The sequence below is a fragment of the Dactylosporangium sp. NPDC051541 genome (assembly GCF_044454505.1).
Classification (GTDB): Bacteria; Actinomycetota; Actinomycetes; order Mycobacteriales; family Micromonosporaceae; genus Dactylosporangium.
The window spans coordinates 89977-101732 of sequence record NZ_JBITDU010000001.1 but is presented as its reverse complement, the minus strand read 5'-3'; the positions used below and the strand labels follow the sequence as shown (position 1 = coordinate 101732).

The window sequence follows — 11756 nt, the reverse complement described above, 5'->3', positions numbered from 1 at the left end:
GCGTGGGTAAAGATCTACAGTCGGCGACGACGGCTGACTTCGGCCAACGTAACGGCGGCGGCGACCGATGCGTTCAGCGACTCGACGTCGGAGACCATAGGTATGCCTACGCGTAGGTCGCAGGTCTGACCAACTAGACGGGACAGACCGCGGCCCTCGGAGCCGACAACCACGACCAGCGGACCGCTCGCGGCCTCAAGATCGTAGAGCGACGTCGCACCGTCGGCGTCGAGGCCGGCGACGATGAAGCCCTCCTCCTGGCACCGCTTCAGCGCCCGCGTCAGGTTAGTGACCTGCGAAACCTTGACCCGGGCGGCCGCACCGGCGCTGGTGCGCCAGGCGGTCGCGGTGATCGCGGCCGAGCGGCGCTCGGTGAGGAAGACGCCCTGCGCGCCGAACGCGGCCGCGGAGCGGATGATCGCACCGAGGTTGCGCGGGTCGGTGATCCCGTCCAGCGCGATGAGCAGCGGCGCCGTGGACTCCCGGGCGGCCGCCACGAGGTCGTCGAACGACTCGTACGCATATGGCGGGACCTGCAGGCCGATGCCCTGGTGCAGAACACCGCCGGTCATGCGGTCGAGCTCGTTGCGGGTGATCTCCAGGATCGCGACGCCCCGCTCGGCGGCCGTGCGCACGGCCTCCTTCACGCGCTCGTCCATGTCGATACCTAGTGCGACGTAGAGCGCAGTCGCGGGGACCTGCGTACGTAGGGCCTCGACGACCGGGTTGCGGCCGACCAGCAGCTCCGGGCCGTCCTTGGGCTGCACCGACTTGCGGCCGGGCGAGACGCGCGGATTGCGCGACGTGGCCACGGCCTTCTTCGACGTGCCGAACGGCCCCTTGCCGGCGGTCCGCTTCGTCCCCGGCTGGCCGATCTTTGGTGCGCGGCCTTCGGAAGCCGCCGCGCGCCGCTCCTTGTCCTGCTTCCATGCGGTCTTCGAGGGCAGTGGTTCGTCCCCCGAATACCCCTTGTGCCACGGACGCTCGTCCGCCGGCAGCGTGCGGCCGCGCCCAGCGAGGGACTGCCGGTTTTTGCCACCGGAGCCTTTCGCGGCGCCCTTCTTCGAAACGACGCGCTTGCCGCGGCGTTCGGAGTTTCCTGGCATGAGTCTCAGTGCTCCAACGTCCATCGTGGACCGGCCGCGGTGTCTTCCACCACGACGCCGGCCGTCTTGAGCTGGTCGCGGACCGCGTCCGCGGCGGCCCAGTCCTTGCGTGTGCGGGCCGCGGCGCGCTGCTCCAGCGCGAGTGCGACCAGTGAGTCTACGACTTTCGTCAAATCACCGCTGTCGGTCGACCGCCACTGCGGGTGCAGGGGATCAATGCCAAGGACATCAAGCATCGCTCGTACTGCCGCCAGCGCCGTCTGCACCGCATTTTCATCGGCCGATGTCAGAGCCGCATTGGCGTCGCGCACCGCGTCGTGCACGACGGCCAGGGCCCGGGAGGTGTTCAGATCGTCGTCCATGGCCTCGGCGAACTCGGCCGGAATCTCTCCGACCTCGCCCTCGCCGAACTGTTCCGCGGCCCGGAGCACAAAATTCTCCAGCCGCCGGTAGGCGACTGCCGACTCCGCCAACGCTTCGGGGGTGAAGTCGATGACGGACCGGTAATGCGGCGAGAGCAGGTAGTACCGGACTTCGACCGGCCGTACCCCCGAATCCACCAGCGACTCGAGCGACACGACGTTGCCGAGGGATTTGGACATTTTCTTGTCGCCCAGGTTCAGCAGTGCGTGATGCACCCAGAACCGCGCGAACCCGTGCCCGGCCGCCTTCGACTGCGCGATCTCGTTCTCGTGGTGGGGGAACTGCAGATCGAGCCCGCCACCGTGAATGTCGAACTCGGTCCCGAGGTATCGCCAGCACATGGCCGAGCACTCAATGTGCCACCCGGGCCGACCGGGCCCCCACGGCGAGGGCCAGTTGGCGTCGGCCGGCTCATCGGCCTTCTGCCCTTTCCAGAGCGCGAAGTCGAGCGGGTCCCGCTTGGCCCGGGCCGGCCCGTCCGCCGCCGCCTCCATGGCATCGGGCCGCTGCCCGGAAAGCGCACCGTAATCGGCATACGACCGAACGTCGAAATACACGTCGCCACTGCCGTCGATCGCCTCGTAGGCGTGCCCGTCCGCGATCAACTGCTTGATCAGCTCGTGCATCTCCGGAATGTGCCCGGTCGCCCGCGGTTCATAGGTCGGCGGCAGTACTCCCAGACGGAGGTAGGTCGAGGAAAGCAGCCGCTCGTTGGCGTAGGCGATCGCCCAGAACGGCACGCCGGCCTCGGTCGCCTTGGCGATGACTTTGTCGTCGATGTCGGTGATATTGCGGATGAATGTCACCGAATAGCCGGACTTGAGGAACCATCGCCGTAGCACGTCATAGTTCACACCGGACCGAAGATGCCCGATGTGCGGCCCCGCCTGCACCGTGAGCCCACACAGGTAGATGCCGACCTGCCCGGGCGTCAACGGGACAAAGTCCCGGACCGATCGGCTGGCGGTGTCATACAGGCGCAGGGTCACGCGGTCAAGGGTAACGGAGACCGGCCTATAACCTGTGACGGTGGCAACCGAGACGGCGCAGACCCTGGACCGCGGGTTACGCCTCCTCCACTTGGTCGCCGACACCCCGGCCGGCCTGACGATGACCGAGGCCGCGACCGCCTTGGGCGTGGGCCGCGCCGTCGTCTACCGCCTGGTCGCCACGCTGACCGAGCACGGCATGGTCCGCCGCGACCGCGCGGGCCGCCTCCGCTTGGGCGCCGGATTACTGCATCTCGCTCGCCGGGCTCAGCCTTTGGTGGCCGACGCCGCCCTTCCCGCATTGCGCCGCCTGGCCGAAACCGTTGGCGCTACCGCTCATCTCACCATTGCGGACGGCGGTGAGGCATATGCACTGGCCGTTGTCGAGCCCTCGTGGACGCAGTTCCACGTGGCGTATCGGACTGGGTCACGTCACCCGTTGGAGCAGGGCGCCGCCGGTAAGGCGATTCTGGCCGGCCGCCGCGGCGATTTCAGCGCGGTGACGACCACAGGTGAACTGCAGCCGGGCGCTCACGGTGTTGCCGCCGCGATTCCCGGCGTGGAAGGCCTCGAAGCGAGCGTCGGCGTGATTGCCTTGTCGGAACTCGACGCCACCGCCATTCCCGCCGAGGTGACCACGGCGGCGAGTGCGATCGCGCGCGCCCTGTCCTGATCAACCCGAACGGAGCGACCTTGGACGAGGAACCGGTATACGCCGCCGCCCGCAAGGTGCTGCAGGCCGGTCTGGCCGCCGACGGCTCCGCCTTCACACCGGGCCAGCCTGTATGGACCGCAGCCGCGGCCGACGCGCTCCACACCGCCCTGGCCGGACAGCCCGACACCGCGCACGGCAGCTTCGAAACAAAGCTGAAAGCCCAGCTCTACGGTCTTGGCCCGGACGCGATCCAGCTCATGGCCGAACTGTTCTACCTTCATCTGCTGCTGCCCCGCGACATCGGCGGCGCGGCCAAGCGAGCGTTGGTCGCAAGCGCGCTCGACATGCTGCCATTGCCAGTCAAAGTGCCCGCCGACCTCGACGTAGTGCTGGACTCGGGCCTCGTTCGAGCCGGCGCGGCGTATATGACCCAGCGGGCCCGGCAGATCGCCTACTTGGTGCGGTTCGTCCATCACTGGAAGCATTTGCCGGCCGACCGGCCGGCCGCGGCGCTTGCCGACCCGTGGGAGTTCCGCCAGATCGCCGAATCGGTCGCCGTGGGCAGTGCCTACAGCCAGCGCAACATCCTGCTCAACCTCGCGTTTCCGGAGACCTTTCCGGCGATCGTGTCGCGGCGGCACAAGGCGCAGATCGTGGCCGCGTTCGCCAATGAGCTGCCGCAGTCGAGCGGAGACCAGGAGCGCGACCTCGCTGACATTTGGCACGTGCTCAGCGAACGCGACGGCACGCCGGTGCGGTTCTACGCGCCGCCATATGTCGGGCAATGGCGCGATACCCCCGACGCTGTTGAAAAGGACGAAGCACCCCGGTCGGGCTGGCTCGTGCGCGGGGCCAAGGTCCACGGACAGAACCTCATCGGCCAGTGGCTGCGCGAAGGCTTCTGCTCGATCGCGTTCCCGGAGCTGCCGGCGGTTGAGCCGGGCCTGACCAGGGCCGAGCTGGACGAGCGGCTGCAGGCGGCGACGCCGGGACTGTCGGCGGCGCAGCGGGGTGGGCGGGTGGGTGTGCTCGACCGATTCCTCAACCGCATCCGCGAAGGAGATCTGGTCGTAACGGTCGATTGGAAGGGCTTTTACGTGGGTACCGTGACCGGGCCCGTCACCTGGTTCGACTCCCCTGGACGCGTCTCGAACCGGCGCCGGACGGTCGTTTGGGCCAATCCGGACGCGCCGATCCCCCGCGACAAGCTGTCCGCGGCCGCTCGCAATAAGCTGGCCGGCCAGCTGACGATTACGGATTTGGGCATCGCGACCGGTGAATTCGAGGCGCTGGTCGCCGGCGACCTGGATCGCGAAGCGGAGCCCGTGGACGAGGTGGAACTGCGCGAGCCCACGCCCGCGTTGGCCGAGCGGCTGCTCCTCGACCTGGAGTGGCTGGCCGAGACCGTCGACCTGCTCCGGGAGAAGAAGCAGATCATCCTGTACGGGCCGCCGGGAACCGGAAAGACGTATCTGGCGTATGAGCTGGCGCAGTTCCTGACCGGCGAGGCCGACAACGCCTATCGGCTGGTGCAGTTTCATCCCTCGTACGCCTACGAGGACTTCTTCGAGGGCTTCCGGCCGACGCGTGGCGATCAGTCCGGCGGCATCGCGTTCTCGCTCGAACCCGGGCCGCTCAAGCGGCTCGTGCTCGACGCCAAGGAGGAGCCGGCGCAGCCGTTCATCCTCATCATCGACGAGATCAATCGGGCCAATCTCGCCAAGGTCTTCGGGGAGTTGTACTTCCTGTTGGAGTACCGTGACCGGCGTATTCAGCTGCAATACTCGCCGGACGAGGACTTCGAGCTTCCCCCGAACGTGTACATCATCGGCACGATGAACACGGCCGATCGCAGCATCGCGCTCGTCGATGCGGCCATGCGGCGGCGGTTCCTGTTCCAGGGGCTGTTCCCGGGTGAGCCGCCGCTGCGCGACATGTTGCGCCGCTGGTTGCGCGCGCACCAGTTGCCGGAGGATCGCGCCGATCTGCTCGACGAACTCAACCGGGCCATCGGCGATCGGGACGCCGCCGTCGGCCCGTCATATCTGATGAACCTGCGGGTCGCTGACGAGCGTGGTTTGGCCCGGATTTGGCGTACTGCCATTGAGCCGCTTCTGGAAGAGCGCCACCTCGGCGACGGCGTGGATGTCCGCGCTCACTATGGAATCGAAGCGCTCCGCCGGCGGCTGAACGCGGGCGGCGACGCGGGGTGAGGCGGTTCGAGCTCGGCGAGTACGCGACCGCCGTGTTCGGCCGGGAGGACGCCGGGCTGGGTCCGGCTCTGGCCGCGACCGGACTCGTCGACGCCACGCTCGACCTCGGCGAGCGGCTTCGACTGACTTCGCGCTCGATCGTGGGCCGGCTCCAGGTGCCCACCGCGGCCGGACCGGTTGAACTGGTGGTGCGGCCCAAGCTGCCGATCCGCCGCCTGCTCTGGCTGCTCAGCCATGCCCGCGACGACCGGGGCTGGCGCGACGACCCCGCCGACCTCGCCGCCGAGGACGAGTTCGTGCCGGCGATCGCGGTCGCGTTCACCGCGGCGACGTCGCGGGCCCTCGCGCCGGGGGTGCTGCAGGGGTACCGCGTCGTCGAAGAGGCGCTGCCGCAGCTGCGGGGGCGGCTCCGCGAGGGTGACCAGCTGCGGAGCCGGCTCGGGCGCGCGTTGCCCCTCGAGGTCCGGTACGACGACTACTCGATCGACATCGCGGAGAACCAGATCCTGCGGGCCGCCATCGAGCGGCTCCAGCGGACGCCCGGCGTGCCGGCCACGGCCCGGCGCGGCCTCCATCGCCTGGCCCAGGCGCTCGCCGACGTGTCGCGGCTCCCGACCGGCGCTCCGCTGCCGCCGGTCACCTCGAACCGGCTCACCGCCCGGTACGGCCCGGCCCTGCGCCTCGCCCGGCTGGTGCTGTCCGGTCACGGTGTTGAGCACGCCGGCGGTGATACGCGGGCGAGTGGCTTCGCGTTCGACCTCAACCTCGCCTTCCAGGACTGGCTGACCGCGGTACTGCGCCACGAACTGGCCGCCGGGGAAGTCGTTGCGGAACGGCCCGTGCATCTCGACGCCGGTGGTCATATCCGCATGAGCCCCGACATCTCCTGGTGGCGGGAGCGGCGTTGCCTGGCGGTGGCGGATGCGAAGTACAAGCGGACCGACAACGGATCGCCGCCGAATGCGGACGTGTACCAGATGCTGGCCTATTGCACCGCCCTCGGCCTGTCCGAAGGGCATCTTGTCTACGCGACGGCTCATCGGCCCTGGCAGGCGTACGAAATCGTCGGTGGCGTCCGCGTTGTCGCGCACGGGCTGAACCTCGGTGCGTCGATTGGTGAGCTGCGGCAGCAGATTCAGGGGCTGGCGGCGGCGTTGTCAACGGCTGGGTAGGGTCGCGCGTCTGTTGGGCTGTGGTCAGCTTGATGCAGAACTTCCTGCCGTGGACCTGGCTCGGTGTCGTGGTCCTGTTCGGAATCGCGGTTTGGACCCGTACCAAAGCAGCCTTCTTGGCTTTTGCCTTGAGCGGTGGCTTCTGGCTGCACGCCTTTGGTGGGGGCCTACTGCCGGCCGACTCGCGGGCGGCGGATTTTGTGGTGGTGCAGCACAACTTCAGCGATGAGAATGCTGACCCGGCTGGGACCGTGCGGGTGCTCATGGAGGCTGAGCCGGATCTCGTCGGGCTTGAAGAGGTCACCCGAGAGATTGATGTTCCGCTTCGGTATCGGGCGGTGTTCGGGACGGTTGGGCTTTGGTCGCGGTACCCGATCGAGGAGGCTTCGGCCGTGGACATCAAGCCTCGAGGGCTGGAGGCGGAGTGGCGGCGGGGGCTTCGGGCGGTTGTCCGGGGGGTGGTGATCTACGTTGTACACCTACCGTCTGTTCGCTTGAAGCTGAGTGGATTCGACACCGTTTGGCGGGATGATAGTGCGGCACAGCTTGGGGAGATGCTTCGCCGGGAGCGGGGGGCGGTGGTGCTCATCGGGGACTTCAACGGGACCGTTGACGATCATGGGCTGGGGCCGATCACGCGGCTGATGTCGACCGCGCGCACCGGGTTTGCCTGGAGTTTTCCGGCGAAGTTTCCCGTCGGGCGGATCGATCAGGTCATGGTTCGGGGTGGGGAAGTCACCGCTCTCTGGGCGCTGCGGGCCACCGGGAGTGATCATCTGCCGGTCGTCGCGCGAACGCGAATCGAGGTGCGCGCAGAGATCTAGATATGCGAAGACTGCTATTTGCGGCCGTGTGTCTCGCCCTGCTCGTCGGGGCCATGCCCGCAGCCCTTGCCGCCGAAGCCCAGTACGACCTGACCGTCACGTTGATCGATCGGGACGGGCGGCCGGCGGCGGCCGGGGACTCTCCCAGCCTGCGGATCTACAACCTCGACAACGCCGACATCCAGTACTGGGGCGACGCCGGGACCGTTCGGTTGCCGGCCGGGCGATACGCCGTGCACGCCAGCATCCAGACCAAACGCGCCGGGCTGGAGGACAGCTACAGCTTCATCTCGAATCCTGAGCTGCGGCTCGACCGTGACCGAGCGCAGACGTTGGACGCGCGGATCGGGCGGCCGGTGTCGATCACCGCGCCGGACCCGCGGGCCCGTGGCGGCGGCTGGAACGTGCTGGTGTTCACGCAGGTCAAAGGCGCGCCGTACACGTTCGCGGACTTCCAGGAGGTCGACCCCCGGTTCAACCAGGTCTTCGCGGCGACGGTGCCCGGTGTCGCGGCCGACAGCTACGCGTTCGGGCAGGCGCGCTCGGCCTCGGAGCCGAAGCTCGAGCTCTTCGCCGGTGGCGCCGAGGTGCGGGTCGACTGGCTCACCAACTCGCAACCGCCGGCCGGGGAAGGGAAGCTCACCGCGGTCTATGGCGGACACGGCACCGCCGAGGAGCTGGCCAAGGTCGACGTCCGGGACAAGGCTGTGGTGCTGGAGTCGCCGGTCGCGAGCCTGGCCGCCGCCAAAGCCGCGGGGGCACGGCTTGTCGTGATCAACGGCGAGGACGAGCTCGCGGAAGAGCCGGCACTGCCGACGATGGTCGCGAGCGGGCCGACAGCCGAGCGGTTCGTCGAGAGCGTCAAGAAGAGCCGGATGCCGCTTTGGTACTCCAGCCGTCCGACCACCTCCACGCGCTACGAGCTGGCATACGGCACCACGAAGCAGATCTCCGGCGATCAAGTCTTCAAGCCGCGCATCGCCGACCTGGCCGCGGTCCCGACGGCGTACTACGACAACGCCCCGAACGCGGCCCGGTTCCTGAGCGCGTCCGTCCCGTTCTTCGGCACGACGCTCCGCGTGGTCTTCAGCAACGGTACCGCGGTCCCGCAGGAGCGGGTGGAGTACTTCACCCCGGGTACTTGGACGCTGACGTCGAGTGGCTACGGCAACCCCAGCGGTGCCCTTCAGGAGGTCCGCACGCTCCAGGCCGGCACCAATCCGCGCGTCGACTGGGACAAGGCGGTGATCGGCCCGACCTTCCGCGGCACGACCAGGACCAGAGAAGACGGCGAGCGACCGTGGGCCTGGCGCAAGAACGGCGCGATGGACGTCGTCCTGCCGATGTTCGGCGACTCCGCCGGCCGCCCGCGCACGCCGGTGCCCGGTGTGGACAGCGGAACGATCAGTCTCTACCGCAACGGAACACTCGTGGACACCGTCGACGCACCGAACGCGGCCCGGATCGCGGTACCGGACGAGATCGCGCAGTATCGCCTGACCGCCGACGTGCACCGCGCCGCCGACTGGTGGCCGCTGTCGACGTCGGTGAGCGCCGAGTGGACGTTCCGTTCGAGCGCAGCGGACGAAGGTAAAACCCTACCGCTGCTCACTGCGCGTTTCGATCCGAAGCTCGACCTGCACAACCGCGCACCCGGCGGGCGCACGTTCACGTTTCCGGTGTTCGTTGCGCCGCGGTGCACGAACGTGCAGGTGGACATCTCGTACGACGACGGGCGCACATGGAAGGCCGCGAACATCGCGCGCGCCGGCGCCGGATGGCTGGTCACGGTGCAGCATCCGGCGCGCGGCTACGCGTCATTGCGCGCGACGGCCTCCGATGAAGCCGGGAACGCTGTGCGGCAGACGGTCCTCAGGGCGTACCAAATCGGCGTCTAAAAGCCCAGGACCTGGTTGAGCCGCTCCCTTGTCGGCTCGCTCACCATGCCGATCGCGGGGCCCAGTGCGTGCTCGCGGACTTCGACATGTGCCTCGGGCGCGGGGCACATGAACACCGCGAGCACGCGCAGGGACCGCAGTTCGCGCTCGCCGGTACGACCGGTGAGCCACGGATAGCGCTCCGGCAAGGCGGAGGCAAGGGCTTTCCACACGTGTGCGGCGACGAGGTCGGCGATCGCCTTGTCGACTTTTGGGCGGTACTGCGCCCGCGACGAACAGACCAGCGCACTCTGCATCCATTTGCGCACACCGTCGTCCAGGCGCCCGGTCGCCTCGGCGCCACGCACCAAGCCCACCAGCAGGTCGCACCAGCCGTGGTCGGCGAACTCGCGGCCGATGCCGGCCGGGTCCGCCAGCTCGGCCGTGATCCGCTCCCACGGCGCCCGGGCCAGCCCCTCGGCCAGGGCCTCCACCTGCTCCGTCACCGTCGGCCGGGCCACCGCGGGCTCGGCAACGTTGGCCAGGCGGGTCCGGCGGCCCTCGACGGAGAGCCAGCCGCTGATGTCAATTCTTGCCAAGTCACCGACGATCTCGCGGTTGCGCTGATTGCGCCGCAAGGACCGCTGTGCAGGCACTCGTTCGAGCACCCGGTCCCGCCGGTTCCACCGCTGCGTCCGTTCGGCGTTCGGCCCGATGGCCAGATCGAGCCATGCGCGCCATCCGTGCAAGGATCCGCCGCAGCTGCCGCAGTGGCAGGCATGTCTTTGCCCGTTCGAGCAACTGTCGTTGTGACGACCGGTAGCCACGCTGCATCACCGACCTTCAGTTTCAGTCACGAACACCCAGCGTCACACGCGTGTTACCCCATGCCATAGACCTGAACAGATGCATGAACGCATGAATCCATGCCGAATTTTGTTCGTACAGGCGTTCGAAAACGGGTAGGGTTGGGGAGTCGGCTCAGAACCGTCGCGGGAGGTTTCGCCAGTGCTGTTCAACCCGGTCGCGAACGTGAGCGGCGCCGCTGACCTGCGCATCATCGCCGGCGACGCCGCGGTGGGCCAGGCCTTCTGCGACCCGCTGACCTTCGCCGGCCCGCCCGGCTCCGACCTCGACGCCCGCGTCCGCGAACTCCTCCGCCTCGTCTGGCCGAGCACACCCGCGCAGGCCCACCTGATGTGGGGCGCACGAATCGCCACCCAGGCCCGTCAACATCCGATCGACGCGCTCATCCCCGAGGTCATCGCCGACGTGATCGGCCTCCCGGCGCCAGCACTACGCAAGATCAAGCCCCAAGAGCCATTGCCGCAGTTGTACTCCCTGATCCTCGGCCTTGTTCATAAGCGCTCGTTGGCCAGGCCAGAGACCGTGCTGGACGAGCTCCTGTTCTGGCGCGGACTCGGGCAGGGCCGCGTCTCCCTCGAGTCCGTAGCGTCCCTGGTCACCGCGCTGACCGCGGCGGTGTGGGACGCGACGACGATGCTGCTGCCGGCTCTGCTCGACGCCTCGCTCGACGACCCGGGCCCGGACCGCGCTCAGCTCGTGGAGACGGCGCTGGCCAACGGCCCCGGCGTGATCGGCTGGCTGCGCACCACAACCCAGTCGGTGCTGCTGGACGGCGAACTCATCCCGGCCGGCGAGCGCTGCCTACTCCTGACCGACGCCGAAGAACCCCCGGGCCGCCGCACCCGCGAGCCGCTGCGCACGTTGCGCTGGCTCAACCCGGACGCGCCCAACGGGGCCGGCGCGATGGTCGCCCGGCTGGTCGGCAACGCCCTGCCCACCCTGCCGTCCGAGTTCATTCGCATCCCCCAACTGGAGGAATTACCCGTCCGCCCACCGCGCCGCCTGCAACTGATCCTGCGCGCCGCGATCTCCCACGGCACCCCCGCCACCGCCCGGGTCCAGGCCAGAAGGTCCCGCCGCGCCTGACCTCTACGGGTGGAAGCCGGCGCTGTCGAGGGTTTTGATCAAGGTTGGGCGGCGGCGGTGGCGGTCGCGGAAGTCGGTCAGGTAGGCGGTGAAGCGGTTCTGCTGGCCGGCGGCCTGGCAGGCCTCTTGCAGGGACGCTAGGAGCAGTACTGCGCGGCGGTAGCGGTGTTTGTCGCCGTTGTCGTTCACCTGCGTCTCGATCAGCTGCTGGTAGGGCTCGATCACGTCGGCTGGGTTGGTGGTCCGGCGCTTTTCGAGCAGGGCGATCCAGCCGGGACGGCCGAGGTGGTTCGGGGCCGTGGTGGCGGCTTGCCAGGCCTCGTCGTGGGCGCCGGTCGCGGTCAGGACGTCGACCAGCTCGGGGACGTACGCGGGCTGGTCGGCGACGCGTTGGCGCAGCTGCTCCGTGTGCGGCCTGCCGGCCTTGGCTTTGAGGGCTCGCCGCGCCCAGTCGATCGCCTCGCCGTTGCGGCCGGCCGTGCGCAGAGCGTCGACCAGCTCGGTCAGGTTCGCCGGGTCTCGGTCCACGGGCGGGGACCTCCTT

10 protein-coding genes are annotated in these 11756 nt (G+C 68.8%); 6 read left to right on the top strand and 4 right to left on the bottom strand.

Annotation, left to right across the window (positions count from 1 at the left end):
* Positions 1-14: 14 nt before the first annotated feature.
* Positions 15-1106, bottom strand: coding sequence for a 23S rRNA (guanosine(2251)-2'-O)-methyltransferase RlmB (gene rlmB / locus ACIA8L_RS00510; RefSeq protein WP_395898902.1), 1092 nt, complete (start codon positions 1104-1106; stop codon positions 15-17).
* Positions 1107-1111: 5 nt separating this feature from the next.
* Positions 1112-2518, bottom strand: coding sequence for a cysteine--tRNA ligase (gene cysS / locus ACIA8L_RS00505; protein WP_395898901.1), 1407 nt, complete (start codon positions 2516-2518; stop codon positions 1112-1114).
* A gap of 40 nt (positions 2519-2558) precedes the next feature.
* Here cysS and ACIA8L_RS00500 point away from each other — a divergent pair, with 40 nt between their 5' ends.
* From ACIA8L_RS00500 to ACIA8L_RS00480, 5 genes are read left to right on the top strand one after another with little or no spacing between them, the layout of a single operon-like run.
* Entirely contained in the window at positions 2559-3191 is a 633-nt protein-coding gene (locus tag ACIA8L_RS00500; RefSeq protein ID WP_395898899.1) for an IclR family transcriptional regulator, read from the top strand.
* A 20-nt stretch (positions 3192-3211) separates the two neighbouring features.
* Positions 3212-5386, top strand: coding sequence for an McrB family protein (locus tag ACIA8L_RS00495; protein WP_395898897.1), 2175 nt, complete (start codon positions 3212-3214; stop codon positions 5384-5386).
* Positions 5383-6558: an McrC family protein gene (locus ACIA8L_RS00490; RefSeq protein WP_395898895.1), complete on the top strand. Its 1176-nt coding sequence runs from the start codon at positions 5383-5385 to the stop codon at positions 6556-6558. Before ACIA8L_RS00495 ends, ACIA8L_RS00490 begins: the two co-directional genes overlap by 4 nt.
* Positions 6559-6590: 32 nt before the next feature.
* Positions 6591-7382, top strand: a complete 792-nt coding sequence (locus ACIA8L_RS00485) for an endonuclease/exonuclease/phosphatase family protein (protein ID WP_395898893.1) — start codon at positions 6591-6593, stop codon at positions 7380-7382.
* Between the two features lie 2 nt (positions 7383-7384).
* The gene (locus tag ACIA8L_RS00480; RefSeq protein ID WP_395898891.1) at positions 7385-9280 is read left to right on the top strand and encodes a hypothetical protein; all 1896 of its coding nucleotides are present in this window, start codon (positions 7385-7387) and stop codon (positions 9278-9280) included.
* Here ACIA8L_RS00480 and ACIA8L_RS00475 read toward each other — a convergent pair.
* Positions 9277-10086 carry a hypothetical protein gene (locus ACIA8L_RS00475; RefSeq protein WP_395898889.1) on the bottom strand — a complete coding sequence of 270 codons (810 nt, stop codon included), beginning with the start codon at positions 10084-10086 and terminating at the stop codon, positions 9277-9279. The two genes, ACIA8L_RS00480 and ACIA8L_RS00475, sit on opposite strands and share 4 nt — an antisense overlap.
* Positions 10087-10267: 181 nt before the next feature.
* Between ACIA8L_RS00475 and ACIA8L_RS00470 the strand changes: the two genes are divergently transcribed.
* Positions 10268-11212 carry a hypothetical protein gene (locus ACIA8L_RS00470; protein WP_395898887.1) on the top strand — a complete coding sequence of 315 codons (945 nt, stop codon included), beginning with the start codon at positions 10268-10270 and terminating at the stop codon, positions 11210-11212.
* 3 nt (positions 11213-11215) lie between these two features.
* On the opposite strand, the gene ACIA8L_RS00465 is transcribed toward ACIA8L_RS00470, so the two are convergent.
* A complete protein-coding gene (locus ACIA8L_RS00465) occupies positions 11216-11740 on the bottom strand; it encodes a hypothetical protein (protein ID WP_395898885.1) in 525 nt (174 codons plus the stop codon).
* Between the last annotated feature and the right edge of the window lie 16 nt (positions 11741-11756).